The 25,702-nt window shown below is 65.1% G+C and carries 29 protein-coding genes; 20 read left to right on the forward strand and 9 right to left on the reverse strand.

Going from position 1 to position 25,702, the window contains the following annotated elements; all coding sequences use genetic code 11:
* Window positions 1-20 precede the first annotated feature (20 nt).
* A complete protein-coding gene (locus tag VEC01_RS05800; protein WP_324899665.1) occupies window positions 21-1,745 on the forward strand; it encodes an AAA family ATPase in 1,725 nt (574 codons plus the stop codon).
* Window positions 1,746-1,749: 4 nt separating this feature from the next.
* Window positions 1,750-2,457, forward strand: coding sequence for a general secretion pathway protein GspB (locus VEC01_RS05805; protein WP_324899667.1), 708 nt, complete (start codon window positions 1,750-1,752; stop codon window positions 2,455-2,457).
* Between the two features lie 28 nt (window positions 2,458-2,485).
* On the opposite strand, the gene VEC01_RS05810 is transcribed toward VEC01_RS05805, so the two are convergent.
* Window positions 2,486-3,379 carry a DMT family transporter gene (locus VEC01_RS05810; RefSeq protein WP_324899669.1) on the reverse strand — a complete coding sequence of 298 codons (894 nt, stop codon included), beginning with the start codon at window positions 3,377-3,379 and terminating at the stop codon, window positions 2,486-2,488.
* Between the two features lie 214 nt (window positions 3,380-3,593).
* Here VEC01_RS05810 and VEC01_RS05815 point away from each other — a divergent pair, with 214 nt between their 5' ends.
* Window positions 3,594-4,508, forward strand: coding sequence for an AraC family transcriptional regulator (locus tag VEC01_RS05815; protein ID WP_324899671.1), 915 nt, complete (start codon window positions 3,594-3,596; stop codon window positions 4,506-4,508).
* A gap of 6 nt (window positions 4,509-4,514) precedes the next feature.
* Here the strand turns inward: VEC01_RS05815 and VEC01_RS05820 are convergent, their stop codons facing one another.
* Window positions 4,515-5,585, reverse strand: coding sequence for an alpha/beta hydrolase (locus tag VEC01_RS05820; RefSeq protein ID WP_324899673.1), 1,071 nt, complete (start codon window positions 5,583-5,585; stop codon window positions 4,515-4,517).
* Window positions 5,586-5,825: 240 nt separating this feature from the next.
* Between VEC01_RS05820 and VEC01_RS05825 the strand changes: the two genes are divergently transcribed.
* The 3 genes from VEC01_RS05825 to VEC01_RS05835 are packed head-to-tail and all read left to right on the forward strand — an operon-like array spanning window position 5,826 to window position 7,151.
* Window positions 5,826-6,245 (forward strand): PaaI family thioesterase, encoded by a 420-nt coding sequence (locus VEC01_RS05825; RefSeq protein ID WP_324899675.1) that lies wholly within the window; start codon window positions 5,826-5,828, stop codon window positions 6,243-6,245.
* A gap of 41 nt (window positions 6,246-6,286) precedes the next feature.
* Window positions 6,287-6,514 (forward strand): DUF1653 domain-containing protein, encoded by a 228-nt coding sequence (locus VEC01_RS05830; protein WP_324899676.1) that lies wholly within the window; start codon window positions 6,287-6,289, stop codon window positions 6,512-6,514.
* A 16-nt stretch (window positions 6,515-6,530) separates the two neighbouring features.
* Window positions 6,531-7,151 carry an alpha-ketoglutarate-dependent dioxygenase AlkB gene (locus VEC01_RS05835; protein WP_324899679.1) on the forward strand — a complete coding sequence of 207 codons (621 nt, stop codon included), beginning with the start codon at window positions 6,531-6,533 and terminating at the stop codon, window positions 7,149-7,151.
* 2 nt (window positions 7,152-7,153) lie between these two features.
* Here the strand turns inward: VEC01_RS05835 and VEC01_RS05840 are convergent, their stop codons facing one another.
* The gene (locus tag VEC01_RS05840) at window positions 7,154-7,393 is read right to left on the reverse strand and encodes a hypothetical protein (RefSeq protein WP_324899681.1); all 240 of its coding nucleotides are present in this window, start codon (window positions 7,391-7,393) and stop codon (window positions 7,154-7,156) included.
* Window positions 7,394-7,668: 275 nt separating this feature from the next.
* Between VEC01_RS05840 and VEC01_RS05845 the strand changes: the two genes are divergently transcribed.
* From VEC01_RS05845 to VEC01_RS05880, 8 genes are all read left to right on the forward strand, one after another.
* Window positions 7,669-8,100, forward strand: coding sequence for a hypothetical protein (locus VEC01_RS05845; protein ID WP_324899683.1), 432 nt, complete (start codon window positions 7,669-7,671; stop codon window positions 8,098-8,100).
* Between the two features lie 156 nt (window positions 8,101-8,256).
* Entirely contained in the window at window positions 8,257-8,628 is a 372-nt protein-coding gene (locus VEC01_RS05850; protein WP_324899685.1) for a SirB2 family protein, read from the forward strand.
* Window positions 8,628-9,602 carry a GGDEF domain-containing protein gene (locus VEC01_RS05855; RefSeq protein WP_324899687.1) on the forward strand — a complete coding sequence of 325 codons (975 nt, stop codon included), beginning with the start codon at window positions 8,628-8,630 and terminating at the stop codon, window positions 9,600-9,602. Before VEC01_RS05850 ends, VEC01_RS05855 begins: the two co-directional genes overlap by 1 nt.
* Before the next feature lie 182 nt (window positions 9,603-9,784).
* On the forward strand, window positions 9,785-11,149 hold the full coding sequence (yegQ, locus tag VEC01_RS05860) for a tRNA 5-hydroxyuridine modification protein YegQ (RefSeq protein WP_324899689.1): 1,365 nt from the start codon (window positions 9,785-9,787) through the stop codon (window positions 11,147-11,149).
* Window positions 11,150-11,259: 110 nt separating this feature from the next.
* Window positions 11,260-12,135, forward strand: a complete 876-nt coding sequence (gene ypfJ / locus VEC01_RS05865) for a KPN_02809 family neutral zinc metallopeptidase (RefSeq protein WP_324899691.1) — start codon at window positions 11,260-11,262, stop codon at window positions 12,133-12,135.
* Between the two features lie 39 nt (window positions 12,136-12,174).
* Window positions 12,175-12,450 carry a hypothetical protein gene (locus tag VEC01_RS05870; protein ID WP_324899692.1) on the forward strand — a complete coding sequence of 92 codons (276 nt, stop codon included), beginning with the start codon at window positions 12,175-12,177 and terminating at the stop codon, window positions 12,448-12,450.
* Entirely contained in the window at window positions 12,450-12,668 is a 219-nt protein-coding gene (locus VEC01_RS05875; protein ID WP_324899720.1) for an RNA-binding S4 domain-containing protein, read from the forward strand. The genes VEC01_RS05870 and VEC01_RS05875 overlap by 1 nt, the downstream gene beginning before the upstream one ends.
* Before the next feature lie 48 nt (window positions 12,669-12,716).
* Window positions 12,717-14,114, forward strand: coding sequence for a 3'-5' exonuclease family protein (locus tag VEC01_RS05880; protein WP_324899694.1), 1,398 nt, complete (start codon window positions 12,717-12,719; stop codon window positions 14,112-14,114).
* A 34-nt stretch (window positions 14,115-14,148) separates the two neighbouring features.
* On the opposite strand, the gene VEC01_RS05885 is transcribed toward VEC01_RS05880, so the two are convergent.
* Window positions 14,149-14,490, reverse strand: coding sequence for a helix-turn-helix domain-containing protein (locus tag VEC01_RS05885; protein WP_324899696.1), 342 nt, complete (start codon window positions 14,488-14,490; stop codon window positions 14,149-14,151).
* Between the two features lie 96 nt (window positions 14,491-14,586).
* Between VEC01_RS05885 and VEC01_RS05890 the strand changes: the two genes are divergently transcribed.
* Complete coding sequence (locus VEC01_RS05890; RefSeq protein ID WP_324899698.1) at window positions 14,587-15,135, forward strand: carboxymuconolactone decarboxylase family protein; 549 nt, start codon at window positions 14,587-14,589, stop codon at window positions 15,133-15,135.
* A 50-nt stretch (window positions 15,136-15,185) separates the two neighbouring features.
* On the opposite strand, the gene phaP is transcribed toward VEC01_RS05890, so the two are convergent.
* On the reverse strand, window positions 15,186-15,740 hold the full coding sequence (gene phaP / locus VEC01_RS05895; RefSeq protein WP_324899701.1) for a TIGR01841 family phasin: 555 nt from the start codon (window positions 15,738-15,740) through the stop codon (window positions 15,186-15,188).
* Between the two features lie 299 nt (window positions 15,741-16,039).
* Here phaP and VEC01_RS05900 point away from each other — a divergent pair, with 299 nt between their 5' ends.
* Complete coding sequence (locus tag VEC01_RS05900; RefSeq protein ID WP_324899703.1) at window positions 16,040-17,050, forward strand: hypothetical protein; 1,011 nt, start codon at window positions 16,040-16,042, stop codon at window positions 17,048-17,050.
* A 21-nt stretch (window positions 17,051-17,071) separates the two neighbouring features.
* On the opposite strand, the gene VEC01_RS05905 is transcribed toward VEC01_RS05900, so the two are convergent.
* Window positions 17,072-17,782, reverse strand: a complete 711-nt coding sequence (locus VEC01_RS05905; protein ID WP_324899704.1) for a hypothetical protein — start codon at window positions 17,780-17,782, stop codon at window positions 17,072-17,074.
* Between the two features lie 246 nt (window positions 17,783-18,028).
* On the opposite strand from VEC01_RS05905, the gene VEC01_RS05910 reads away from it, so the two are divergent.
* Entirely contained in the window at window positions 18,029-18,673 is a 645-nt protein-coding gene (locus VEC01_RS05910) for a DsbA family protein (RefSeq protein ID WP_324899706.1), read from the forward strand.
* Between the two features lie 165 nt (window positions 18,674-18,838).
* Here VEC01_RS05910 and phbB read toward each other — a convergent pair whose 3' ends face one another.
* The 3 genes from phbB to VEC01_RS05925 all read right to left on the reverse strand — a co-directional run bounded on the left by phbB (window position 18,839) and on the right by VEC01_RS05925 (window position 22,075).
* Window positions 18,839-19,579 (reverse strand): acetoacetyl-CoA reductase, encoded by a 741-nt coding sequence (gene phbB / locus VEC01_RS05915; RefSeq protein WP_324899708.1) that lies wholly within the window; start codon window positions 19,577-19,579, stop codon window positions 18,839-18,841.
* Between the two features lie 62 nt (window positions 19,580-19,641).
* Window positions 19,642-20,817 carry an acetyl-CoA C-acetyltransferase gene (locus VEC01_RS05920; protein WP_324899710.1) on the reverse strand — a complete coding sequence of 392 codons (1,176 nt, stop codon included), beginning with the start codon at window positions 20,815-20,817 and terminating at the stop codon, window positions 19,642-19,644.
* 451 nt (window positions 20,818-21,268) lie between these two features.
* Window positions 21,269-22,075 (reverse strand): IclR family transcriptional regulator, encoded by an 807-nt coding sequence (locus tag VEC01_RS05925; RefSeq protein WP_324899712.1) that lies wholly within the window; start codon window positions 22,073-22,075, stop codon window positions 21,269-21,271.
* 662 nt (window positions 22,076-22,737) lie between these two features.
* Here VEC01_RS05925 and VEC01_RS05930 point away from each other — a divergent pair.
* From VEC01_RS05930 to VEC01_RS05940, 3 genes are all read left to right on the forward strand, one after another.
* Entirely contained in the window at window positions 22,738-24,279 is a 1,542-nt protein-coding gene (locus tag VEC01_RS05930) for a 3-hydroxyacyl-CoA dehydrogenase (RefSeq protein WP_324899714.1), read from the forward strand.
* A gap of 3 nt (window positions 24,280-24,282) precedes the next feature.
* The gene (locus VEC01_RS05935) at window positions 24,283-25,485 is read left to right on the forward strand and encodes a 3-oxoadipyl-CoA thiolase (protein ID WP_324899716.1); all 1,203 of its coding nucleotides are present in this window, start codon (window positions 24,283-24,285) and stop codon (window positions 25,483-25,485) included.
* A gap of 17 nt (window positions 25,486-25,502) precedes the next feature.
* Window positions 25,503-25,702 (forward strand): acyl-CoA dehydrogenase family protein (locus VEC01_RS05940; RefSeq protein WP_324899718.1); only part of this gene is annotated, 200 nt, incomplete at its 3' end.

Here is a 25,702-nt window from a genome sequence, read left to right on the forward strand (position 1 = left end):
TCGTTCCCTAATCCGTTGCCATGTACACGAAATTCTTCCGGCTGGCACAGGCGCCGTTTTCCATCTCGCCCGATCCGCGCTATCTGTTCATGAGCGAGCGCCACCGGGAGGCGCTCGCGCACCTGCTGTACGGAGTGGATGCGGGCGGCGGGGTGGTGCTGCTGACCGGCGACATCGGCACCGGCAAGACCACGATCTGCCGCTGCTTCCTGGAACAGGTGCCGGCCAACTGCAATGTCGCCTACATCTTCAACCCGAAGCTGACCGTCGCCGAACTGCTGCAATCGGTCTGCGAGGAATTCCATATCGAGCCCGCCATCCGCCACGGCGCCGGCGTGAAGGAATACATTGACGCGCTCAACCGTTTCCTGCTGACCGCGCATGCGGACGGCCGCAACAATGTGCTGGTGATCGACGAAGCGCAGAACCTGTCTGCGGACGTGCTGGAACAACTGCGCCTGCTGACCAACCTGGAAACCAATGAACGCAAGCTGCTGCAGATCATCCTGATCGGCCAGCCGGAGCTGCGCGCGATGCTCGCCCGCCCCGAACTGGAGCAGCTCGCGCAGCGGGTGATCGCCCATTACCACCTGACCGCGCTGTCTGAACAGGAAACCGCGAGCTACATCCAGCACCGGATGGCGACCGCGGGGCTGACTGCCGCGTCGCCGTTCCAGCAACCGCTGATGAAACAGATCCACCGGCTGACCGGCGGCGTGCCCCGGCGCATCAACCTGCTGTGCGACCGGGCGCTGCTCGGCGCCTATGCGCAGGGTGCGCAGCAGGTCGACAGCCGCACCGTCGACGAAGCCGCATCCGAGCTTTTCATCAACCTGCGCGCGCCGCGTCCTGCGCCGGCCAGGCGCTGGCCGGCGTTCGCCGCCGTCGGACTGGGCGCGGCGGTCATTGCCGCCGGCTGGGCATGGAATGGCGAGTCCGTGCTGCGGAAGATGCATGCGGCGCTGACAAGCCAGCATGACCCGGTGCCGGCACAAACGGCGCCGGCAGCGCAGGCAACCCAGGCCGCAGCGCCGGCAAAACCGGATGATCCTCCGTTGCGTCCGGCGCAACCGGCGCCGGCGACGCAGGAAAAGCCGGCCCCGGAGCAGCGCATCCTGGCAGAGAATAACGGTGCTACCCGCGCCGGCCTGCGCGACGAGCGCGACGCCGTCCGCCGCCTCTGGGCGCTGTGGGGCGAAACCGCCCCGTCCGGCGATCCCTGCGCGCCGGCACAAAGCGACACCTTGCGCTGCCATCGCAGCAACGGCGGCATCGCCGAATTGCGCCAGCTCGACCGTCCCGCGGTGCTGACCCTGTACGACCAGGCGAACAAGCCTTTCTACGTCCTCATGACCGGTCTCGGCGAAAACAGCCTGACGCTGCGGGTCGGCGACATCACGCAGGAAGTCAGCCTGCTGCACCTGGTGCGGCACTTCCGCAGCGAGTTCGTGACGCTGTGGCGCGCGCCCTCCGGCTTCGACGTCGCCGTCGAGGAAAAGGACAAGGGGCCGGCGGCGGACTGGTTCGCCGCCGAACTGGCGAAACTGAACAGGGTGAAACCGCCGGCGCCGGGCGAGCCGCTGGGGGCGAAGACGCTGAAGCAGGTGAAGCAGTTCCAGCAGGCGCTCGGCCTGTACGTCGACGGCGTGATCGGGCCGGTGACTGCGATGCACATCAACCGCGCCGCCGGCCTCGCCGAGCCGCGCCTGGACAAGCGGACCGAACCGGAACGCAGGGTGGAGTAATGGAATGTCCTATATCCTGGAAGCGCTGAAGAAAGCGGAAGCGGAACGCAAGGGCGGCGCCCTGCCGAAGGTGCAGATCCTGCCGCCGATCGCGCCTGCCGCGCGCAACGCGCCGGCATGGCGGCGCCCCTTGCCGTCGGCGGCGCTGGCCAGCCTCGCCGTCACGCTCGCCTGCGCCGGCTGGTATGCGGTCACGCGCGACAAGCCTGCTGCGCCGTCACCCGCGGCATCCCCCGCCGCATCGCCCTCACCGGCGGTTGCCGCGCCGGCGCCGGCCGCAGCGCCGCCGGTTGCCCGCGCCGAACCGGCCGCAACCGGGGCACAGCCGGCAACACCACCCGCGGACACGCCGCCCGCCGGCACCGGCGCGCCTGCATCCGCGCCGAAGGAAAAACCCGCGAGGAAACGCGCGGAAAAGAAAACGCCGCCAGCGTCGGCGGAAGCAAGAACCGCGAAGGCGGCCCCCGCCGAACCGCGCGAGCCGCCTGCGCCGGCGCTGCGCGACCTGCCGGAGCAGATCCAGCGCGAAATCCCTGCGCTGGCGGTCGGCGGCTACATCTATTCCGGCAGCAAGGCCGACCGTTCAGTGCTGATCAACCAGCGCCTGCTGCGTGAAGGCGACGAAGTCGCCCCCGGCCTGGTGCTGGAAAGGATGCTGCCGAACGGGATGGTGCTCAACTACCGCGGGCACCGCTATCGCAGGGGCTATTAGCCGCGCCCAGGGCGAACCGGAAGTCCCGTTACGCTGAAACCGCTTTCAGCCTGGCACGCATCGGCAGGAATGCCAGCAGGTTGCCGCCAAGGACGCAGGCCAGTCCCGCGAACGCCAGCGCACTCCAGCGATAGCCTTCGAACACCGTCGAGATCGTCAGCGCCACCACCGGAAACAGCACCGTGCAGTAGGCCGCCTTGTCCGGCCCGAGGCGGCCGACCAGCAGCAGGTAGGCAGTGAAGCCGATCACCGAGCCGGGCACCGCCAGGTAGAGCAGCGAGCCGACATAGCGCGCGCTGGGTTCGATCGCAAACGGCAAGCCGAGCAGCACCCCGGCGAGCGTGAGGACGCCGGCGCCGATGAACATCGCCCAGGTATTGGTCAGCCAGGGCGTCAGGCCGAGCGCCTGCATGCGCGAGGACAGCAGGTTCCCGGTCGAGAAGAACAGCGTTCCCAGCAGCGCCAGCCCGAGCCCGCGCAGCATGCCGCCGTCGCTCCAGTGGCCTTGCATCTGCGGCAGGAACAGCAGCCCGATGCCGGCCAGGCCGAGCAGTGCGCCTAGCACCACCTGCGGCTGCAGCGCGCGGCCGAGGAACAGGCGGCCGTTGACCGCATTCCATAGCGGCGCTGTCGAGAACACTACCGCCACCAGGCCGCTGGGCACCCATTGGCTGGCGTAATAGAAGCACAGGAAGTTGCAGCAGAACAGAGCGATGCCTTGCGCAACCAGGTAGCGCCAGGCCTGTTGCGGCGGCCGCACCGGCTTGCGCATCACCACCAGTATCAGCAGCAGCACGGCGGCGGCGATCCAGAAGCGATAGGCGATGGAAACCGGCGCCGGGACGACGCCGAGCTGCCACTTGATGGCGATCCAGGTGGAGCCCCAGATGAGGACGGTAAGGAGGTACAGGAAGGCGTTCATGGCAGCGTGTTCTTGTTTGGTTGACGCTATCATGACGCCGCCGACGTGGCACGGCTTGTCCGGACTTGCGGTGTTGCACATGCCCGCCGCCGGCAAGCGCGGCCACGCCGCACCGCTTGTCCGTTCTTGCGCATTTTTGCGCACCGCGGCCGGGTCCCTGCACACGTCTTCGGGGGAAATGATAAAGTGAACGACAACAAGCCAGTCGCCTCCGATGAACAGCACGCCCCCACCCTCCGCCGACGCCGCACCGAAGACCCGCATCGAGCATGCGGTATTCCGCACGCTGCGCGGCACCAATGCCGAGCTGGAACGGTTTGCATGGCTGGGCGACGACCTCGCGGTGGCGATCTGGCGGCGCCAGACCGACGAGGAAGAGACTGCGTATATCCGACCCGGCCATCACACGCTTTCGTATTACCTTGGCGGCGGCTATCGTACCGAGCGCAACGAAGCGCCGGGACTGTACGGCAGTCCCGGCATGCTGTGCACGCTGCCGGATGAGCATGAATCGCGCTGGGTGGTGCGCGACCGCCTGCGTTTCCTGCACGTCTATTTCCTGCAGGAGCACTTCACCCGGCGCGCGGTGCTGGAACTCGACCGCGAACCGCGCGAACTGGCGCTGGCGGACCGCACCTATTTCGAACACGCGCAGACCGCCCGGCTGTGCGCTTCGCTCGAGCAGATGCCGTGGGACGCGCCGGACGCACTGCTGCGCGCCAATGAAACCGTGCATGAAGCGCTGAGCAGCCTGCTGCAGTCACAGGCTGCGGTGCGCTCCGGCGGCGCATTGCGGGGCGGGCTGGCGCCGGCCATCAGGAGGCGCCTCGCCGACTACATCGAGGCGAACCTGGAAAAGCCGGTCACACTCGGCATGCTCGCCGATATCGCCTGCCTGTCCGAATACCACCTCGCGCGCATGTTCCGCATCTCGTTCGGCATGCCGCCGCACGCCTGGATCGCGGCGCGCCGGCTCGACCGCGCGCGCGCGCTGCTGAAGGCGAGCGCAGTGCCCCTTCAGCAGGTGGCCGACGCTTGCGGCTACGCGAACCTGAGCCATTTCAGCCATCGCTTCCGCGCCGGTGTCGGCTTGTCCCCGAGCCGCTACCGCCAGTTCATCGCCGGCTGAGGCCGGTCAGATCACCGTGGCCGGCGCCGGGAAGATGTGGCGCTCCGCCTGGCCGCCGCGCTGGTCGGCGCTCAGGGCGGTCGCCGCCTGGTCGATCGCATCCAGCACCTCATGCTGCGCAAGGTGATGCACCATGTGACCCGCGCCGTGCGTCACGTGGTAACTGCTGTGCGGCAGTTCCTTGTGCAGTTGTTCCGATTGCTTCTCGCTGCTCACATGCAGGTCGGCGTCGCCCGCCATGATCACCACCGGCATCGTGAGTTCATGGTAGCGGTGGCGCAGCGCATAAGCGGCAGGAATCATGAGCGCCGCCTCGGCCGCGGTGGCGCGCATCTGCGACGGCCGCAGCGTCATCCACACCGGATAGCGCGCCTCGAAGTTCTGCGGCACCTCGGCCGGCCCGAAGATGCGCCGTTTCATCGCCGGCCAGATCATGCGTCCGATCAGCGGCGAGATGGTGTAGCGCATCAGGTCGCCGATAATCGGGATCGCCGGCGGCGACAGCAGGGGGACGTCCAGGCGTGCGGTCGGGTAGTAGTAGCCTGAGAGCAGCACCAGGCTCTTCACGTCCTCCGGATAGTCGAGCCCGAGCGCGACGGCGACCAGCGTGCCCCACGAATGTCCGACGACGATCGGCTGCTGCACGCCGATCTGCTGCAAGGCCCGGTGCAGCAGCGCGGCCTGCGCCTGCGGTGTCCAGATCGTGGTGCGCGGCCGTTCGCTGTAACCGTAGCCCGGCCGGTCGAAAACGATCACCCGGTACTTTTGCGCAGCCATGTCGATCAGTCCGCTGATGTCGAAATCCTGGATCATCGTGCCATCACCATGCAGCAGCACCACCGGCTGCCCGCTCCCGCGCTCCACGTAGTGCAACCGGATGCCGTCGACCTCGATGAAGTTGCCCAGCGGGGGGTTCTCATGTTCCACTTGCCGCGTGCGCCGGTGCACCACCAGGGCGGCAGCGGCCAATGCCGCGCCGACCGCGAGCAAGGTCTTGTCGCGGCGCGGATTGGCGCGCAGTCGCGCCGCCGGCCGGCGCTTGTAATCGTCGAAGTCGTTCCGTGTGGCGTAGTGCATTGTTTTCCTCCTGCTGATGAATGAAGCAGTTGGAAGGCGGGGTGCCCGGCGAGTTCAATGTGTTTTTTTCCACCTTGCATGAAGGAAGCCGCCGGGTTTGACAATTGGATGTACACTTTTCCGGGAAGATGACAGCCCGAGCGCGAACGAGCAGACCATCGCCGGAGGCAGGAATATTTCCTGTACGTGGCCAGGCGAACCGGATCAGCTTGATCACGAACATTGATAAAGGAAAAGAACATGTCACAGGACAAGGACGCCGCTTATTTCAGCAACATGGGCGAGGGCTATCTGCCCGCATTGCTCGGCATACGGATCACCGCGCTCGACAAGACCGCGCTGCACGCCGAATTGACGGTGCAGAAATCCTTGCTCGCGCCGAATGGCTACCTGCACGCCGGCACCGTCGTGACGCTGGCCGATACCGCCTGCGGCTATGCCTGCATGGCCAATTTGCCGGAAGGCGCGACGAACTTCACCACGATCGAGTTGAAAAGCAACTTCCTCGGCACCGCACGCGAAGGCGTGATCGAGTGCGAGGCGAAGGCGGTGCATGCCGGGCGCACCACGCAGGTATGGGATGCGCTGGTGAAGCATCGCGACACCGGCAAGCTGATCGCGACCTTCCGCTGCACGCAGATGATCCTGTGGCCGAAGTAGCGCGGCTGCCATTCGCCGACGCTTCCACTATCATGAACAGCATGAACGACCAACCGATCCGCCCGGGCATCTACGAGCACTACAAGGGCAGGAAATATTTCGTCCTTGGCCTGTCGCGCAACACCGAGACAAATGAAGTCTGTGTGATCTACCGCCCGCTGTACGAAACCGACTGGCCCTATCTGGTCCACCGCAACGCCGACATGTTCCGGGAGACGGTCATGGTCGACGGGCGGCAGCTGCCGCGCTTCCGGCTGGTCGAGGGATGACCGGGACGGGGCCGCCATGCACGCACAAGACTTGTTCGACGACGGCGGCGCAGCGCGGATCGCGCTGCCGGACGCCGACCTGCGCTGTCTTCGCGGCTTCTACCGCCAACCCGATACCGCGCTGTTCCTGCAGGCACTCCTGCGGGAGACCGCATGGCGCCAGGAAACGATCACGCTATGGGGAAAGGCGCACCTGCAGCCGCGGCTGTCAGCCTGGCATGGCGACGCGGGACGGGGTTATTCCTATTCGGGCGTGGTGCTGACCCCGCAGCCGTGGACGCCGCCCCTGCTGCGCATCAAGGCGGATATCGAGCAGGCGACGGGATGGCATTTCAACAGCGTGCTGCTGAACCTGTACCGTGACGAACGCGACAGCGTCGGCTGGCACAGCGATGCCGAACCGGAACTAGGCAGCTGCCCGGCGATCGCGTCGCTCAGTCTCGGTGAAACACGCAGCTTCCGGCTGCGCCACAAGACACGCAGGGATTTGAAGCCGGTGGTGGCGATCGATCTCGACGACGGCTGCCTGTTGCTGATGGCGGGGCCGACGCAACGCTGCTGGCAGCACAGCGTGCCGAAGGAAAGCGGCACGCGGGGGCCAAGGATCAACCTGACGTTCAGGACGATCCTTGCATGACTTTAGTCGGCGCGGCCGGCGAAGCGGGCCAGTTCCTGCGCCAGGTTCGGCATCATGAATTGCGGCTCGTCGTCGCGGCTGAACCAGGAGCCGCCGTGCACCGGCGCACGGCGGGAAGCCGGTTCCGCTGCCTTTACTGCAAGTAGTGCCGCCAGCAGTGCGCGTGCCGCGCGGCTGACGTTCTGCGTATAGCTCAGGCCGGCGTCGCCAGGGGCCGGGGATGTGATGGTCATGGTGGCCATGGTGTATTCCTCTCGATCAAAATTTCCGTTGGTCATAGTGTAGGGACGCCGGCCGCATACTTCCAATTGCGAGTAGCGATATCTGGTATTCGTCGGATGAATGCTGAAACAATCGCATCGCTGAATTGCAACATCGTGTAACCGGATCGAACGCGCTTCTGCGCTGCTCATCACCTGCAGTTACAATCTAGAACAACATTTTTCACACGCGAACGGGAGTTCTGGCGAAGATAGCGCCGTGGCTCGAATTCAGCCCGTCAACACGGAGGAATACAATGAAAAGGCACTACGCAGCGCTACTGGCGACCGCCGCGATCGGCGTCTGTACCGGCCTGCCGGCGCAGGCCGACCCGCCGCCCTGGGCGCCGGCGCACGGCCATCGCGCCAAGCAGGAGGCGGCGCGCAGCTACCGTTACGTGTATTACCCGGCGCAGCAGGTGTATTACGCGCCGGAGCAGCGCCTCTGGTTCTGGATGAGCGGCAGCAACTGGCGGTTCGGCGCAAGCCTGCCGGTGCACTACCAGGGCGGCACCTCCTCCGGCGTATCCGTCACGCTGGCGTCCGCGCGGCCGTATACCGAGCATATCTATGTGGAAGAGCGTTATGGCCAGCCCTGGCGGGAAAAGCACGGCCACGGGAAAGACAAGCACAAGGAAAAGCACAAGCACAAGGAAAAGCACGGCAAGCACCACGGCCACGACGACTGAGAACCCTGCTCGCGGCATAAACACGGACGAGTACGTCGGTATTCGTCCGTTTTTTATTTCCTGCAGCTATCGGCCGCCCCGACATTGATAGAATGGGGACCGCCGGGTGGTGCCATGTCACGCGCGCCGGCCGATCCTGCCGAATGAATGAAGCCCATGAGCTACCTTGCCCTCAAACACCTGCACATGACCTTCGCCGCGCTGAGCGGCGCGCTGTTTTTCCTGCGCGGCATCATGATGCTGCGCGAGTCGCCACTGCTGCACAAGCCGTGGCTGAACCACGGTTCCTACGCGATCGACACCGTGCTGCTCGGCAGCGCGTTGACGCTGGTTTTCTGGAGTACGCAATATCCCTTCGTGCTGCCCTGGCTGACGGTGAAGGTGATCGCCATTCTTGCCTACATCGTCGCCGGCGCAATCGCGCTGCGCCGGGGCAAGACCAAGGGCATGCGGACCGCTGCCTACGCGGTCGCCCTGCTGCTCTTCGGCTACATCGTCAAGCTCGCCGTCACAAAGCAGGTCTTCTGATGGATCAACTGCATACCTTTGCCGCATCGGGTTACGACATCGCCGCCATCCATCTCTTCGAAGGCGCCGCGCGGCAGCAGGTCGCGGCGCTGATCGCGGACTGCCCGGTAAAGCGGGTATGCGCGCGGGAGGTGGTGCACGACGGGCCGCACAAGGGCGGCTGCCTGTACGTGGTGCTGCAAGGCGCGCTCGACGTGCTGCACACCGACGCGCGCGACATCCGGATGGACAACGTCATCACCAAGGTATTGCCGGGCGAATGCGTGGGTGAACTGTCGGTGCTCGACGGCGAAGCGACGCCGGACCGCATCGTGGCGCGCGTCGATTCCGATCTGCTGGTGATCGAGGCCGACGTCCTGTGGAAGCTGATCGACGAATCCAACGGCATCGCGCGCAACCTGCTGCGCCTGCTGTCTTTCCGCATCCGCGCGGCGAATGCGCAATTGCGGCGGCGCCAGAAGGTCGGCGAGTTCTACCGCCAGCTGTCGATGGTCGACGGCCTGACCGGCCTGCAGAACCGGGCATGGCTGAACGACAACCTGCCGACCATGATCGAGAACGCGCACACGGTCAACAGCCCGCTGTCGGTCATCATGGTGGACCTCGACCATTTCAAGCAATTCAACGATGTGCACGGCCATGTGTCGGGGGACCACGCGCTGCAGGTAGCGGCCAGGGTGATCAGCGCCGGCTTGCGCCCCAGTGACTTTGCCGCGCGCTTCGGCGGCGAGGAGCTGATCGTCATCCTGCCCGCGACCCACCAGAAAAGCGCACTGCTGGTCGCGCAGCGCCTCTGCGAGCGCCTGCGCCAGGCGGTGGTGTTCAGCACCGCGAGCCGCCCGCTGCCCCACATCACCGCGTCCTTCGGCGTGGCCACGCTGGAACCGGAACAGAATGCGGAAGCGCTGATTTCGGCCGCCGACGCCGCCCTGTACCGCGCAAAGCAGGATGGGCGCGACCGGGTCGCGCTCTGACTTTTCTTGCTGCTGGCGACGCGGCGCGCTAACTGGTGTCGTTCTGCCATCAGGCGCGCGCGCATTCCTCGTGAATGCGCGCCCTTCCCTTTCCCGGGGCCGCGAAACGGCAGGAGAACTGCGGTGGTGCCCGCGGGCATTCAGTATAATGGCGCGTTCAGTTTCATCCTCCCGGACTTGCCATGCTGCGCTCCCCCGAACTCCTGCTTCCCGCCGGCTCGCTCGCCAAGATGCACGCCGCCTTCGATTACGGCGCCGACGCCGTGTACGCCGGCCAGCCGCGCTACAGCCTGCGCGCACGCAACAATGAATTCTCGACGCTGGAAGCGCTGGAAACCGGGATCCGCGACGCGCACGCGCGCGGCAAGCTGTTTTTCGTCGCCAGCAACATCTTTGCGCACAATGCCAAGCTGAAGACTTACCTGCGTGACATGGAACCGGTGATCGCAATGAAGCCGGACGCGCTGATCATGGCCGACCCCGGCCTGATCATGATGGTGCGCGACAAATGGCCGGATGTGCCGGTGCACCTGTCGGTGCAAGCCAATGCGGTGAACTGGGCGGATGTGAAGTTCTGGCAACGCATGGGCCTGACCCGGGTGATCCTGTCGCGCGAACTGTCGCTCGACGAGATCGAGGAAATCCGCCAGCAATGCCCGGACATGGAACTCGAAGTCTTCGTGCACGGCGCGCTGTGCATCGCCTATTCCGGGCGCTGCCTGCTGTCGGGCTATTTCAACCACCGCGACCCCAACCAGGGCACCTGCACCAATTCCTGCCGCTGGGATTACAAGGTGATGAATGCGGCGGAAGACGCGAGCGGCGACATCGCGCGCGTGCCGGTGGAGACCATCCGCTTCAATTACCAGCAGGCGCTGGAAGAGGCGAACCAGTCCTTCGCGGCGCTCGGCGATGCGCCGCGCCACCCGCTTGCCGACCGTCCCTACCTGATCGAGGAAGCCGGCCGCCCCGGCCAGCTGATGCCGATCCTGGAAGACGAGCACGGCACCTACATCATGAATTCCAAGGACCTGCGCGCGGTCGAGCATGTGGAGCGCCTGGTGAAGATCGGCGTCGATTCGCTCAAGGTCGAGGGCCGCACCAAGTCGCTGTACTACGTCGCGCGCACCGCGCAAGTCTACCGCCGCGCGATCGACGACGCGGTCGCGGGCCGTCCGTTCAATACCCAGCTGCTCGGCGAGCTGCAGGGCCTGGCCAACCGCGGCTACACCGACGGTTTCTACCAGCGCCATCACACCCAGGAATACCAGAACTACATGAGCGGCGTGTCAGAAGTGCACCGCAGCCACTATGTCGGAGACGTGCACGCGGTGGCCGACGGCTGGGCGGAAGTGGAAGTGAAGAACCGTTTCTCGGTCGGCGACCGGCTGGAAATCATCCATCCGCAAGGCAACGAAGTGGTGACACTGGAACAGATGCGCGCGGAAGACGGCGCGCCGCTCACGGTCGCTGCCGGCAGCGGCCACCGGGTCCGCATTCCGCTCGACGCCCGGTTCGAGAACGCATTGCTGGCGCGCCTGCTGTAAAAATTTCCCGCCCACTGCTTCGCGGCAGGCGGTTCGCCGCTTGATGCGCCGACATCCAGGCCGCGTACGCTTATTGCTTCATTTGCTGCCAATGATTCCGGAGGCGCAACATGAAATGGGAAGGCAACCGCGAAAGCGATAACGTGGAAGACCGCCGCGGGATGGGCGGGGGCGGGGGCGGGCGCGGGTTCGGCGGACGATCGGTCGGCCTCGGCACCATTGCCATCGCACTGGTCTTGTCGTATTTCCTCGGCGTCAGTCCGACGACGGTGCTGAGCCTGCTGACCGGCGGGCCGGCCCCTGTGCAGATGCAGGACGCGCCGGCGCGCCAGCCGCCGGATACCGACCGCATGGCGAAGTTCGTGTCGACCGTTCTCGCCGACACGGAAGACACCTGGACCGGCTTGTTCCGCACGCAAGGCGCCACCTACGTGAAGCCGAAGCTGGTGCTGTTTTCCGGCGCCACGCCGACCGCCTGCGGCACCGGCCAGTCGGCAAGCGGCCCCTTCTACTGCCCGGGCGACCAGAAGATCTACATCGACCTGAGCTTCTACCGCCTGATGCAGCAACGCTTCCAGGTCTCCGGCGAATTCGCGCAGGCATACGTGATCGCGCACGAGGTAGGCCACCATGTGCAGCACCTGCTTGGCATCAGCGACAAGGTGGACGGCGTGCGGCGCCGCGTGTCTCAAGCAGAGGGCAATGCGCTGTCGGTGCGGCTGGAACTGCAGGCGGACTGTTTCGCCGGCGTCTGGGCCTACCATGCGGACCGCGCGCGCAGCATCCTCGAGTCGGGCGATGTCGAGGCTGCGCTGAACGCGGCCAGCGCGATCGGCGACGATGCGCTGCAGCGGCAGGCGCGCGGCGAAGTGGTGCCGGATTCGTTTACCCATGGCACCTCAGCGCAGCGGGTGCGCTGGTTCCAGCGCGGCATCCAGAGCGGCCAGATCACTGCCTGCAATACCTTCGAGGCAAGACAGCTGTAAGCGGGTACAATGGCGCCTTCCCATTCACCGCCCTTTCCCATGCAGCACCTGCCCGCCATCGAACTCCTGCGCGCGTCGCTGGAGGAGCTGAAGCACCGACGTACAGACACCGCTTCCTTCTGCCGCACCTGGCGCGCGCAGTCGGCCCTGCTCGACGCGTTGCCCGGGCGCTACAGGCAAGTGATGGAAGACCTGCTCGGCCGCATGGAAGCCGGCAGCCTGTTCACCGAGGAAAGCTGCTCGTTCAGCCAGGAAGACTTGCGCGCGAGCCTGTCGGTGTGGCTGGACAAGGCACAACAAGCGCTGGAGGCATGATGCAGCAGATCGATTTCCGCCTCGAAGGCGAGTACGTGGAACTGAACCAGCTGCTCAAGCTGGTCGGCATCTGCGACAGCGGCGGCGCCGGCAAGGCGATCGTCGCCGGCGGCGACGTCTCGGTCGACGGGCAGCAGGAACTGCGCAAGACGGCCAAGATCCGCGCCGGGCAGACCGTCGCGCTCGGCGACGTCCGGATCCGGGTCATCCCCGGCTGAACTTCGCCCGCCGCAAGCAGTCCACCCTGACATACGGGGCGCGGCGGCATGATTCATCAATTTGGAAAACTGGTTTTCATCGACCTTGAGAGCACCGGCCCCGATCCCCTGCGCGACCGCATCACCGAGATCGGCCTGGTCGCGGTCAGCGCCGAAGGCGTGCGACGCTGGTCGGCGCTGGTCAATCCGCAGGTACCCATTCCCCCTTTCATCACCGGCCTGACCGGGATCAGCGACGAGATGGTGCGCGCTGCACCCACCTTCGAACTGCTGCAGGATGAACTGCTGCGGCACCTGGACGGCGGCCTCTTCATTGCGCACAACGCGCGCTTCGACTACGGCTTCCTGCGCAATGAATTCCGGCGCCTCGGCAAGACCTTCCGCAGCGAGGTACTGTGTACCGTGAAGCTGTCGCGGCGCCTGTTCCCGCTGGAGCTGCGCCACAGCCTGGATGCGCTGATCGAGCGGCACGGCCTGGTCGCGGATGCGCGCCACCGGGCGCTGGCAGACGCCGAACTGCTGTGGCAGTACTGGCGCGTGCTGGAAGAGTCGGTAGCGCGCGACACGCTGGCCGGTGCCGTGCAGCACCTGCTGCAGCGGCCCAATCTGCCGGTCCATCTCGATGCCGACCTGCTCGACGACATTCCGGACACACCCGGCGTCTACGTCTTCCGGGCGCAGGACGACATGCCGCTGTTCGTCGGCAGGGCCGCGCATCTGCGGCAACGGGTGCTGTCGCATTTCCATGGGGAGCGGCCGTCGCAGCGCGACGTGCGGCTCGCGCATGACACGCATCGGGTGGATTGGCACGAGACGGCGGGGGAAGTCGGCGCCCAGCTGCTGGAAGCGCGCCTGATCCGGCAACTGCGTCCGCCCGGAACCGAAGGCAGGCCGGACGAGCGGCAGGCGTGTTCATGGCGGCTTGCGGCCGGCGACGGCGCGCCGCTGCTTGCGCATGCGGACGAGGAAGGCTTCGGACGCGGCGCGCCGCTGCACGGATTGTTCACCTCGCGCGCGAAAGCGGAAGCGGCATTGCGCGCGCTGGCGCAAAAGGAAGGCCTTTGCCTGGCCTTGCTCGGACTGGAAACGCGGGAGCCGGCGACGCCCTGCAGCGCCCGGGCGGCCGGACAATGCCGTGGCGCATGCATCGGCCGCGAACCCGCGGCCGCGCATGCCGGCCGTCTTGCGCACGCGCTCGCATCCCTGCCCCGGATCAACTGGACCTGGGACGGACCGGTCGGCCTGCTCGAGACTCGCGCCGACGGCCGCACCGATGTGCATCTCGTCGATAACTGGTGCTGGCTCGGCACGAGCGATGCGGAAGGCGTGCGGCGCTTGCTGGCGCGCGCGCCGGCGCGACCGGCGTTCGAGGTCGATACCTACCGCATCGCATCGCGCGCGCTGGAATCGGGCAAGGTGGAAATGCGCCCTCTCGCGCGGCATTGAACGGCGCCGGCTGTCCCTGCCCTCCACTGCCCTGCTATTCCGCCGCCTTCGCCAGCCTCTTCTGCCACTGTTCCGACCACCGCTGCAACGGCATCAGGGCCTCCAGCAGCTGCCGCCCCTGCCTGCTCAGCGCGTAGCCGGACGGCTCTTCGAGCACCACGATATCGGCCTCGCGCAGCTCGCGCAAGCGCTGGTTGAGCACCGTGGGCGACATCGCGTCGCACTGTTCCCGCAAGGCGCGGAAGGAAAGCGGCGCGTCCCGCAATTCCCACAGGATCCGCAGCACCCAGCGCCTGCCCAGCAGGTCGAGCAAGACCATGATCGGACGACCGCTGCGCGATCCGCGCACGGCTGTCCCCGGTTTCGGCAGAGCCATCACACCTCCACTACAAAAATAGTAGCGATATGCTACTGTAAACGTAGCGTCATGTCGATACCGGCGCTGCCGGTCAATCCGCAAAAGGAGAATACGATGAACCTGCCCCGCATCATGCCCGCCGAACCGCCCTACGATCCCGCGCTTGCCGCCGCGTTCGAACGCGCCATGCCGCCCGGCCACGCGCCGCTGAAACTCTTCCGCACCATGGCGCGCAACCCGCGCTTGCTGCAGAGGATGTTTGCCGGCAGCCTGCTCGACAAGGGGGCGATCAGCCTGCGCGAGCGCGAACTGATGATCTTGCGCACTTGCGCGCGCTGTGGCTCGGAATATGAGTGGGGCGTGCACGTCGCCTTCTTTGCCGGGCGTGCGCAGCTGAGCGAGCAGGAGGTTGCCGCAACGCTCGGGCCGGCGGGCGCGGATTGCTGGAGCGAACGGGACGCGCTCTTGATCCGGATGGCGGATGAACTGCATGAAAGCGCCGACCTGTCCGATGCACTATGGGCCGGGCTGGAACGGGCCTTCTCCGTCGAACAGTTGCTCGAGCTGATCGCGCTGGCCGGCTACTACCGCACAATTTCCTGCCTGACCAATGCCTGCCGGATCGAACTCGAGCCACAGGCCGCGCGTTTTGACCGCGCATAAAAAACGGGCCGCTTTCGCGGCCCGTCTTCATGACAGGAATGCGCTGTCGATCAGCTGTTCGTGGTTGCGCCGGCCGATTGCGCAAACTGCGCGACGGTGCCGTTCACGCTGGCCTCGACGACCTCGGCAGCCTGCTTGGCGCTCTTGGTGAACTGGTCGTAGGCGGAGCTGGCATTGCCCATCGCGGCCTTGATCGCTGCGACCATGCCGTCGGAGCCGACCGGCGCCTTTTGCGCGGCATCCTCGACCAGTTCGGTGATCTTGCGGCTGAATTGCGCGAACTGCGATTCGGCGGCCTTGCTGAACTCGGCCTGCACGCTGCCGGCGATGTTCGTGACATGGTTGCCATACGCGACTGCCTTTTCGAAATTCGGCTTGGTCTGCGACGCTACCAGGGAGAAGAATTCCTGCGGGTCCTTTGCGGCCAGGATCTGGCGCGTCGCAGCCTGCGATTCCTCCATCGATGCGCGCGCGGCGGCGATGTTCAGGTTGATCAGCTTTTCCATGCTTTCCAGCGTCTTGCTGGTCAGGGAAGCGACCAGCGCGAGGTTGGCTTCGAAGTTGGCTTTGGTTGCTACGGAAATCTGGTCTTGCATCGGGAACATGGCGTCTCCAAAAAACGGGATTCGAACGGCATAGATAAAAAGTCTTGCCTTTTTTGTTGCAAAGCAACATACCGTTATTTTAGAGATGGCCTCTCTCAAGTTCAAGCTTCTTTTTGTGCGTCGCGGTAAATAATTCGGCGTAGCGTTGGCATGCATGCAAAAGGCATGGCAGGATCATCATGAAAGGCCCCGTGTTACCTTCCGCCCAAACATCACGGATCGGCTAATATGAACCAGGACCGGCGCCTTTCGGATGCGGCGCGGCGTCGGCGCTGTCAATCGATATCGGATAGAAACAGATGGATAACGAGAATCCACGCGCGCGCCTGTACTACCTGTTCGGCGCCGGCCAGCAACCCCGGGGAGCCTCATGGCTGGCACACCTGCCTGCCGGGATCTTCGCGATGTCTGTCGGCCTGTTCGGCCTGATTGGCGCCTGGCGCCGTGCCGATGCTTTCGGCTGGAGCGAAGCCGCAGCGGTCGCCGACTTCCTGCTCTGGCCGGCCGCCCTGGCGTGGGCGGTGTCGCTGGCGCTCTACGCGGTGAAGTGCAAGCGCCATTGGCAAAGCGTCGTGCGGGAACACCACCATCCGGTGCAAGGCTCGCTGCAGGCACTCATTCCGCTGTCGCTGCTGCTGGCGGTAATGCAGTTTCAGCGCCCCGGGCAAGGCGTGTGGCTGGTGCTGACGCTGCTGGCGCTCGGCCTGCACCTGTTGATTGCGATCCGCGTCGTGGCCACGCTCGCCACCGGGCGGATGCCAGCCAATGCGGTGACGCCCGCGCTCTACCTGCCGGTCGTCGGCGGCGCGCTGATCGGCGCCATGGCGATGGCGACGCTGCGCTATCCCGGATGGGGCGCCCTGCTGTTCGGCACCGGATTGTCGGGCTGGGCGCTGCTCGAAGCGCGCATCCTGAGCCGCCTGTTCGAGGGGCCGATGCCGGAGGTGCTGCGCCCGACGATCGGCATCGAACTCGCGCCGCCCGCGATCGCCACGCTGGCGGCATCGGTGATCTGGCCGCAGCTTCCGGCCGATGTGCTGATGGTCGGGCTCGGCGTCGCCGTCGCGCCGTTCGTTGGCGTGCTTGCGCGTTTCCGCTGGTGGAGCAGCGTGCCGTTTTCCATCGGGTTCTGGTCGTTTTCGTTTCCGCTTGCCGCACTTGCCAGCGCCATCCTCGAGGCGGTGCACAGGGGACAGTGGCCGCTATGGATCGGCATCACGGCGCTGCTGGCCGCATCCGCAGTGATTGCCTACCTTGCGTTGCGAACGGTGATCTTGCTGCTCCAGGGCCGCTTCCTTGCGCCGCCATAAGCGTCCTGCAAGCGCGCGCGGTCAGAGGCTGTCGCTGCGCCTTGAGGTCCTGCGATCCATCGAGTGCGACGACACGCGGAACTCGATGTTGGTGATGCCGACGGCGCCGGGCGGGCCGGCGACGAAGCCGAAGCCGGTCTTCACCGGGAACAGACAATTGTCGCGCAGCACCAGGTCGGTGTGGCAGTTGGGCGTGGGCTGATAGAGATGCGGCTTGATTTCATCCCACACCGGTTCCGTGACCCAGCCGTAGAGATAAAGCTGATTCGGGTAGAGTGAATTGTCGGCGTCGATGTAGCCCTTCTGCTTCGACTGCAGCGGCGGCTGCTCCGGAACGGTGTTCGAAACCGACAGGTCGACCGAACCTTCGCCGATCGAAAACGACTCCTCGTTCTGGTAGGTGGCATAGGCCAGTCGCAGGTGCCAGCGGCAGTTGAGCGCGATCTTCTTTTCCATGCCCACGCGCTCGGTCGCCATCGACAGCCCGTCGGTGACCGTCAGCTGGGTGCACATCACCTGGCCGATCAGCGTGGGTTCCAGCTTCCTGAACTCATCCAGGTTTTCGTGCAGGTTCCAGAAAAACCATTTCGCGCGCTCGCCTTCGGTCATCTCCGACAGGTCGGTGACCAGCCGCTTGCCATGCCCTTCTATCGTGCGCATCACGTCGCGGCGCTGCTTCTCAAATGCCTCGTCGCCTTCCGTCCCGAACCGCTGGATGTAATCGATCCGCATAAAGCTCTCCGATAAAAACCGCGCTAATCCCAGTGTAGAACCCGCTGCCCAAAAAAACAGGGATGATGCCCGCCTGCCATCGCGGATAAGAGCGGCCAAGCGGGTGATAAGTTCAGGCAATGACACGGCATCCGCCGAAAAGGACGGGAATTCGGCGCATGCTCCGGTTTCGGGGCGGCCGCGGGCTGGGATAGCATGGAATATGCGCAATCCTGCCTACACAACCCCGTACAAGAGAGAAAAACTATGCCCAGCCTGATTTACATAGCTGATCCGATGTGTTCCTGGTGCTACGGCTTCGGTCCCGAACTGGCCGCGCTGATGGAAGGCGTACCCGAGCTGCCGGTGGAAGTCGTGGTCGGCGGACTGCGCGCGTACAAAACCGAAGTCGTCGACGCGGCCCTGAAACAAGAGCAGATCGACGAATGGAAAAAGGTGGCACAACAGACGAACCTGCCGTTCGACTACAACGCTCTGGCCCGCGAAAATTTTGCATACAACACGGAACCGGCGTGCCGTGCGGTGGTCGCCGCCCGCCTGCTCGCGCCGCAGACCTGCCTGTATGTGCTGCATGAAATCCAGCGCCGTTTCTTCTCGGAAGGCAAGGACGTAACGCAAGGCGAGGTGCTGGCCGAGATTGCGACGGTGGCGATGGCGGAGCAGGGTGTGAACATCGACAAGGACACTTTCCTTGCCACCTGGAGCTCCGACGTGGCAATCAAGGCAGCGAACGATGACTTCCTGCTGGTGCACAAATGGAAGGTCACTGGCTTCCCGACACTGATACTGGAGCGCAACGGCGTGCTCGACCTGGTGATTTCCGGCTATGTTCCAATGCCGAAGCTGATCGATCTGCTGCAGTCCATTATCGACAAGGAACAGGCGGCCTGAGCCTGCACCCGATTCCTCCCGCGTTCCTGCCCGCGCCGGTCAATCCGCCGCGGGCATTGTTTTTTGCGATGCCGGTGACGCCGCCGGCGCGGGCATCTCTGCAAACAAAAATGGCGCAAGGGCCGAAGGCCGCTTGCGCCATGCTACCGAGACCGGGCAGGTCGATCAGTACATATGCTGGCCGCCGTTGATCGCGATGTTGGCGCCGGTGAGGAAGGCTGCCTCATCCGATGCAAGATACGCGACCAGACCGGCCACTTCTTCCGGCTTTCCGAGACGGCCCATCGGGATTTGCGGGATGATCTTGCTTTCCAGCACTTCGCTCGGGATCGCCATCACCATCTTGGTGCCGATGTAGCCGGGCGAAATGGTGTTGACGGTGACGCCCTTCTTCGCCACTTCCAGCGCCAGCGCCTTGGTGAAGCCGTGCATGCCGGCCTTGGCGGCGGAATAGTTGGTCTGGCCGAAAGCACCCTTCTGGCCGTTTACCGACGAAATATTGATGACGCGGCCCCAGCCGCGCTCCATCATGCCGTCGCAGACCGGCTTGGTCATGTTGAACACGGAATCCAGGTTGGTCTTCATCACCGCGTCCCAGTTGACCTTATCCATCTTCTTGAAGGTCATGTCCCGGGTGATGCCGGCGTTGTTGACCAGCACATCGACCGGGCCGATTTCTTCGGTGATCTTCTTGATGCAGGCGTTGGCGGATTCGAAGTCCGCCACATCACAGGGATAGGCGCGGAACTTGTAGCCCTGCTTTTCCATGCCGGCCAGCCAGTCCGCCGCCTTGGTATTACCCGGCGAATACGTCGTCACAACCTGGTAACCGAGTGCGGCCATCTTGATGCAGATTGCCTCCCCCAGACCGCCCATACCGCCCGTAACCAATGCAACTCGTGCCATGTCTTATTCTCTCTCTTGATGTGTTGTTGAACTAAAAAAGAACCCAACAGTAATTCCTGCGATCAGCGCTCGATCGCCAGTGCCACTCCCATGCCGCCGCCGATGCAGAGGCTGGCAAGGCCGCGCTTGGCATCGCGGCGGATCATTTCATGCAGCAGCGTCACCAGGATGCGGCAGCCGGATGCGCCGATCGGGTGACCGATCGCAATCGCGCCGCCGTTGACGTTGATCTTGCTGGTATCCCAGCCCATTTCCTTGTTCACGCCGATCGCCTGCGCGGCGAAGGCTTCGTTGATTTCCATCAGGTCGACATCCTGGTGGCTCCAGCCTGCCTTCTTCAGGCAGAGCTGGGTGGCCGGCACCGGGCCCATGCCCATGATGGTCGGATCGACGCCGGCGGAAGAGTAGGCCTTGATGCGCGCCATCGGCTTCAGGCCGAGCTGGTCGGCCTTCTTGGCGGACATCATGATCACCGCAGCGGCGCCGTCGTTGATGCCCGAGGCATTGCCGGCAGTGACCGTGCCGTCCTTCGAGAACGCGGGCTTCAGCGCGGACATCGATTCCAGCGTCACGCCGGGCTTGATGAATTCATCGCTGTCGAACACGATCGCACCCTTCTTGGAAGAGATCTCGAGCGGGATGATTTCGTCCTTGAACTTGCCGGCCTTCTGCGCGGCTTCGGCCTTGTTCTGGGAGGCGACCGCGAACTCGTCCTGCTCCTGGCGCGATACGTCGTATTTCTTCGCGACGTTTTCGGCGGTGATGCCCATGTGGTACTGGTTGTAGACGTCCCACAGGCCGTCCACGATCATGGTGTCGACCAGCTTCGCGTCGCCCATGCGGAAGCCGTCGCGGGAATTGTTCAGCACATGCGGCGACGCACTCATGTTTTCCTGGCCGCCGGCGATCACGATCTCGGCGTCGCCGCACATGATTGCTTGCGCCGCGAGATGGGTTGCCTTCAGGCCGCTGCCGCAGACCTTGTTGATGGTCATCGCGGGCACCATGTCGGGGAGACCTGCGCGGATCACTGCCTGGCGCGCCGGGTTCTGTCCCACGCCGGCCGTCAGGACCTGGCCCATGATCACTTCGCTGATGGACTCCGGCGCGATGCCGGTTTTCGCCAGCAGGTTCCTGATCACGTGCGCGCCGAGGTCCGACGCAGCGACCTTGGCCAGCGTACCACCGAACTTGCCTACCGCGGTACGACCCGCTGCGACGATGACGACTTCATTCATTTCAAATCTCCCTCGAGAACGACAAACAATACTGTGAAGAGCTAACCCGGATGTGCTGCGTGGCGCGGCGCGCTCGGAAGAGCTGCAGGAAAAGAGCCATACATGATAGCGCTGCAACACACCCTTGCATTTGATCTTACTCAACACGTTCCTGACACTTTAACAAGTGAACGTGTGTTCTTTTACAGCGGCATCAACGGCGTGTGCAGGCGGCCCCTGTGATCACTATAGCAAGTTTGAAGAATGATGGAATACCGCGGGTGCAGGATTTCGCCGCATAATTCGGACAGGATGCGCGCGGCATGAAGGAAGGTGCCGGCCGCCAACGTCAAGTGAAGTGTCCTTCGCGGCGGCAAGGCGCCCGCGAGGGATCGGGCAAAAACATGGCGCTATCCCGGGGCTGGTGTCGGTGCGGAAAACCGGATTTGACACCGTAATCCGGCCCCGTCCCTCAGGTACGGCGCAGCCGGTCCACCAGCTCGCGCAGGCGCGGCTTCACTTCCCCGAGCAGGAAGTCGGGCGTGAGGTTGAATGCCGGCCCGCCGCAGTTGATGCTGAGGATGGCGCCGCCGTTGGCCGGGCGGAAGGCGACCGCGATCGCGTTGACGTCGGGCTGCCAGTCGCCGAACGAGGTGCAGCAGCCGAGCGTATCGTATTCGTCGAGCGCGCGCTTGACGCCGTCGCGGATCGACGGCCATTTCAGTTCGTCGAGTTCGCGCACCCGCTCCAGTATGTCGTTGCGCTCGGTGTCCGAGGTCTCCGCCAGGTAGGCGCGGCCCATTGCGGTCTGCGCGATCGGAATGCGCGCGCCGACGTCCAGGCGCAGCGTGAGCGCGGCCTGGCTGCGGCAGTTCTCCACGTAAATCATGGACAGGCGGTCGCGCATGCCGAGCGACACCGTTGCATGGGAATAGTCCGCCAGTTCCTGCATCCAGGGCCGCGCGTACTGGCGGATGTCGAGCTTGGACAGCATCGCGCTGCCCAGCGCCAGGCTGGCGGTGCCTAGCCGGTACTTGCCGAGATGGTCGTCGTAGTCGAGGTAGCCGAGCTTGGTGAGGGTGTAAGTCAGGCGCGAAACGGTGGATTTCGGCAACCGGGTGCGTTCCGCCAGTTCCTGGTTGCCCAGCGTCTTCTCGCCGGAGCGGAAGCAGGACAGGACATCCAGCCCGCGCGCGAGCGCGGTGACGAAGTGCCGGTCTTCCTTCGCGTTCGACTGTTTCTGCTGGGGAGCCTGCTCGCCCGGTTGTTCTTGCGCCATGTGCCTCGATTCCTGTTGAATGCCGAATTCTAGCGCAACGCCTGCCCCGTACTGCCGATACCCGGGTCGTGCAGCGTCGCGATATCCACCTCCAGCGCCGGCTCGTCCAGCACCACCTTGCCGCTTCGCATCATAACCACCGGGCCGGCGGCGCCCAGCGCACGGGTGTTCTGCTCAGGTTGGCCTCGACGCTCATGTCGCGGAACGCCATGCGAGCCGCACCAGCGTCACGCCCTGCTGCGCCATGACCCAGGCGTTCGCCGTCGGTAATCGAACGGCTGCCGCCGCGCGGCGCGAGCTTGTCGGCATGCGACGCTGTCCAAGAATGGAAGGCTTTCTGTATGCGGCGCGGACGGCGAAACCGCGTGTTCCATGGAGTCTCCTGCCCGGGAGGCCTTCTTCAGGGCCTCAAACCGGTGGTTGCCGATACTCTCACATGAAAGTTACAGAAGCAACGGTTGTTTGGAACGAAATTCTGCAGTGCAGTTTCATATGAAAAGATGACAAACACCTCGGCATGCCGGGGAATCACTCATCTTTTCTTGGCTTAAACGGCAGCTCAGCCCGCGTTGACATCCTGTAGTGAAACGAAGAGAATTCCATTTTAGTAGTTATAGTTCTGCAATGCGGAATTATAACTTTTCTTTGCGAGGAGACGCATCATGCAAAACGGAACTCGCCCCGAGCCCGGATCCGAAACACTGGTAGCCGGCGTGGTCGGGTGCGGCGTGATGGGCCGCGGGATCGCGCAGATCGCGGCATTGGCCGGCGCGCAGGTGTGGCTGATCGACAGCCGCGAGGGCGCTGCGGAAACGGCGCGCAGGGAATTGATTGCGACCTTCGGCAGGCTGGCTGAAAAAGGCAAGCTGGACGCCGCGGCGGCGGCCGATGCCGGCAACCGGCTGCTGGTCGGCAAAGGGCTGGAAGATTTGCGAGGCTGCCATCTGGTGGTCGAAGCGATCGTCGAGGACCTGGCGGCGAAGAAAAACCTGTTTGCCGCGCTGGAAGACATCGTCGGCGCCGACGCCATCCTTGCGTCCAACACCTCTTCCCTGCAGGTGACCGCGATCGCCGCCGGCTTGCGGCATCCGGAACGCGTGGCCGGATTCCATTTCTTCAATCCGGTGCCGCTGATGAAGATCGTCGAAGTGATCGGCGGCTTCCACACCCGCCCGGAGGTAACCGACACCCTGCTCGCGCTCGGCCGCCACTGGGGCCATACCGCGGTGCTCGCGAAAGACACGCCCGGTTTCATCGTCAACCATGCCGGACGCGGCTACGGCACCGAAGGCATGCGGCTGCTTGCCGAAGGGGTCTGCACGCCGCCGGTGCTCGACGCGATCCTGCGCGACACCGCCGGCTTCAAGCTCGGGCCGTGCGAACTGCTCGATCTCACCGGGCTGGACGTCTCGCATCCGGTGATGGAATCGATCTATCACCAGTACTACGAAGAGCCGCGCTTCCGGCCGCAGGGGCTGACGCGCCAGATGCTGTCCGCCGGCGCCCTCGGGCGCAAGACGGGACACGGTTTCTACCGCTACGGCGCGGACGGCAGGAAGGAAGCCGTGGCGGAACCCGCGCCGCCGGCGCAGATGCCGCCGAGCGTGTGGATCAGCCGCGACCGCCCGGAACTGGCCGAGCGCATCGCCACGCTGGTCGCCGCCGCCGGCGTGACGCTCGAGCCGGGCGACCAGCCGGGCGACAGCGCGCTGTGCATCGTGACGCCGTTCGGCGAAGACGCCACCACCTGCTGCGTGCGCGAACACCTCGATACGCAGCGCACGGTGGGCGTCGAAAGCCTGCTCGACATCAGCCGCCGGCGCGTCGTGATGACCACGCCCGGCACCAGCGAGGCTTACCTGGCGATGGCATGCGGCGTGCTCGGCGCCACCGGCGTGCCGGTCAGCGTGATCCGCGACAGCGCCGGGCTGGTGACGCAGCGCGTGATCGCGCACATCGTCAACATCGCCTGCGAGATCGCGCAGCAGCAGATCGCCGATCCGCAGGACATCGACCGCGCGGTCGAGCTCGGCCTCGGCTATCCGGTCGGCCCGCTTGCCTGGGGCGACCGCATCGGCCCGCTCAACATCCTCACCATCCTGAAGAACCTGGAACAGCAGACCGGCGATACGCGCTATCGCCCCAGCCCCTGGCTGCAGCGGCGCGCGCTGCTCGGTCTGTCGCTCTACCACAAGGAGATCTGAGCCATGCTCGACGCCTACATCTACGACGGCCTGCGCTCCCCGTTCGGCCGCCACGCCGGCGCGCTCGCGCCGGTGCGTCCCGACGACCTGGCGGCGGAAGTGATGCGCGCCCTGGTCGCGCGCAACCCCTGGAAGCCGGAACAGATCGAGGACGTGATTCTCGGCGATACCAACCAGGCCGGTGAGGATTCGCGCAATGTCGCGCGCAACGCGCTGCTCGCGGCCGGCCTGCCGGTGACGGTTCCCGGCCAGACGGTGAACCGCCTGTGCGCAAGCGGGCTGGCCGCGGTGATGGATGCGGCGCGCGCGGTCACCTGCGGCGAAGGCGAATTGTTCATCGCCGGTGGCGTGGAAAGCATGAGCCGCGCGCCGTTCGTCGTGGCCAAGTCGGAAGCCGCGTTCGGCCGCGACTTCAAGGTCTTCGACAGCACCATCGGCGCGCGCTTCCCGAACCCGAAGGTCACCGCGCAGTACGGCGCCGATACCATGCCCGAGACCGGCGACAACGTCGCGAAGGAATTCGGGATCACGCGCGAGCAGGCCGACGCGTTCGCACTGGCGTCGCAGATGAAGTATCACGCGGCACTGCAGGACGGCTTCTTCGCCGGGGAGATCCACCCTGTCAGCGTGCCCACTGGCCGCAAGACGCCGCCTGCCGTGGTCGACAAGGATGAGCATCCGCGTCCCGACACCACGGCCGCCAGTCTGGAAAAACTCAAGCCGCTGTTCGAAGGCGGCGTGGTCACCGCCGGCAATGCATCCGGCATCAATGACGGCGCCGCCGCGCTGCTGGTGGGCAGCCGCGCCGCCGGCGAGAGGGCCGGCAAGGCGCCGCTGGTGCGCATCCTGTCGGCCGCGGTCGCCGGCGTGGAGCCGCGCGTGATGGGCATCGGCCCGGTGTATGCAATACGAAAGGCACTCGCGCGCGCCAACCTGTCGCTCGCCGACATGGACATCATCGAAATCAACGAAGCGTTCGCCAGCCAGGTGTTGTCCTGCCTGAAGCTGCTGGAGCTCGACCTGAACGAGGCGCGCGTCAATCCGAACGGCGGCGCGATCGCGCTCGGCCATCCGCTCGGCGCCTCCGGCGCCCGCCTCGCGCTCACCGCCAGTCGCGAGCTGGTGCGCCGCAACGGCCGCTATGCGGTGGTCAGCCTGTGCATCGGCGTCGGGCAGGGGCTGGCGCTGGTGCTGGAACGGGTTTAGAAAACAGAGGAGACGTCATGAAACACAAGGCGCAGTTCCATTGGGACGACCCGCTGCTGCTCAACGACCAGCTGAGCGATGACGAGCGCATGGTGCGCGACGCGGCCAATGCGTATTGCCAGGACCGGCTGCAGCCGCGCGTGCTCGAGGCGTTCCGCCATGAAAAGACCGACCCCGCGATCTTCCGCGAAATGGGCGCGCTCGGCCTGCTCGGCCC

The sequence above is a fragment of the Noviherbaspirillum sp. genome (assembly GCF_035627455.1).
In the GTDB taxonomy this organism is placed as follows: domain Bacteria; phylum Pseudomonadota; class Gammaproteobacteria; order Burkholderiales; family Burkholderiaceae_D; genus Noviherbaspirillum.

Bases quoted from the DNA above. Each gene is read 5' to 3' on its own strand.
- phbB (WP_324899708.1), bottom strand. From the start codon at position 19,579: ATGGCACGAGTTGCATTGGTTACGGGCGGTATGGGCGGTCTGGGGGAG.
- VEC01_RS05810 (WP_324899669.1), bottom strand. From the start codon at position 3,379: ATGAACGCCTTCCTGTACCTCCTTACCGTCCTCATCTGGGGCTCCACC.
- VEC01_RS05855 (WP_324899687.1), top strand. From the start codon at position 8,628: ATGGATCAACTGCATACCTTTGCCGCATCGGGTTACGACATCGCCGCC.
- ypfJ (WP_324899691.1), top strand. From the start codon at position 11,260: ATGAAATGGGAAGGCAACCGCGAAAGCGATAACGTGGAAGACCGCCGC.
- VEC01_RS05930 (WP_324899714.1), top strand. From the start codon at position 22,738: ATGCAAAACGGAACTCGCCCCGAGCCCGGATCCGAAACACTGGTAGCC.
- VEC01_RS05890 (WP_324899698.1), top strand. From the start codon at position 14,587: ATGAACCTGCCCCGCATCATGCCCGCCGAACCGCCCTACGATCCCGCG.
- VEC01_RS05850 (WP_324899685.1), top strand. From the start codon at position 8,257: ATGAGCTACCTTGCCCTCAAACACCTGCACATGACCTTCGCCGCGCTG.
- VEC01_RS05905 (WP_324899704.1), bottom strand. From the start codon at position 17,782: ATGCGGATCGATTACATCCAGCGGTTCGGGACGGAAGGCGACGAGGCA.
- VEC01_RS05875 (WP_324899720.1), top strand. From the start codon at position 12,450: ATGCAGCAGATCGATTTCCGCCTCGAAGGCGAGTACGTGGAACTGAAC.
- phaP (WP_324899701.1), bottom strand. From the start codon at position 15,740: ATGTTCCCGATGCAAGACCAGATTTCCGTAGCAACCAAAGCCAACTTC.
- VEC01_RS05885 (WP_324899696.1), bottom strand. From the start codon at position 14,490: ATGGCTCTGCCGAAACCGGGGACAGCCGTGCGCGGATCGCGCAGCGGT.
- VEC01_RS05820 (WP_324899673.1), bottom strand. From the start codon at position 5,585: ATGCACTACGCCACACGGAACGACTTCGACGATTACAAGCGCCGGCCG.
- VEC01_RS05870 (WP_324899692.1), top strand. From the start codon at position 12,175: ATGCAGCACCTGCCCGCCATCGAACTCCTGCGCGCGTCGCTGGAGGAG.
- VEC01_RS05800 (WP_324899665.1), top strand. From the start codon at position 21: ATGTACACGAAATTCTTCCGGCTGGCACAGGCGCCGTTTTCCATCTCG.
- VEC01_RS05880 (WP_324899694.1), top strand. From the start codon at position 12,717: ATGATTCATCAATTTGGAAAACTGGTTTTCATCGACCTTGAGAGCACC.
- VEC01_RS05920 (WP_324899710.1), bottom strand. From the start codon at position 20,817: ATGAATGAAGTCGTCATCGTCGCAGCGGGTCGTACCGCGGTAGGCAAG.
- VEC01_RS05840 (WP_324899681.1), bottom strand. From the start codon at position 7,393: ATGGCCACCATGACCATCACATCCCCGGCCCCTGGCGACGCCGGCCTG.
- VEC01_RS05900 (WP_324899703.1), top strand. From the start codon at position 16,040: ATGGATAACGAGAATCCACGCGCGCGCCTGTACTACCTGTTCGGCGCC.
- VEC01_RS05830 (WP_324899676.1), top strand. From the start codon at position 6,287: ATGAACGACCAACCGATCCGCCCGGGCATCTACGAGCACTACAAGGGC.
- VEC01_RS05910 (WP_324899706.1), top strand. From the start codon at position 18,029: ATGCCCAGCCTGATTTACATAGCTGATCCGATGTGTTCCTGGTGCTAC.
- VEC01_RS05825 (WP_324899675.1), top strand. From the start codon at position 5,826: ATGTCACAGGACAAGGACGCCGCTTATTTCAGCAACATGGGCGAGGGC.
- yegQ (WP_324899689.1), top strand. From the start codon at position 9,785: ATGCTGCGCTCCCCCGAACTCCTGCTTCCCGCCGGCTCGCTCGCCAAG.
- VEC01_RS05845 (WP_324899683.1), top strand. From the start codon at position 7,669: ATGAAAAGGCACTACGCAGCGCTACTGGCGACCGCCGCGATCGGCGTC.
- VEC01_RS05835 (WP_324899679.1), top strand. From the start codon at position 6,531: ATGCACGCACAAGACTTGTTCGACGACGGCGGCGCAGCGCGGATCGCG.
- VEC01_RS05805 (WP_324899667.1), top strand. From the start codon at position 1,750: ATGTCCTATATCCTGGAAGCGCTGAAGAAAGCGGAAGCGGAACGCAAG.
- VEC01_RS05815 (WP_324899671.1), top strand. From the start codon at position 3,594: ATGAACAGCACGCCCCCACCCTCCGCCGACGCCGCACCGAAGACCCGC.
- VEC01_RS05935 (WP_324899716.1), top strand. From the start codon at position 24,283: ATGCTCGACGCCTACATCTACGACGGCCTGCGCTCCCCGTTCGGCCGC.
- VEC01_RS05925 (WP_324899712.1), bottom strand. From the start codon at position 22,075: ATGGCGCAAGAACAACCGGGCGAGCAGGCTCCCCAGCAGAAACAGTCG.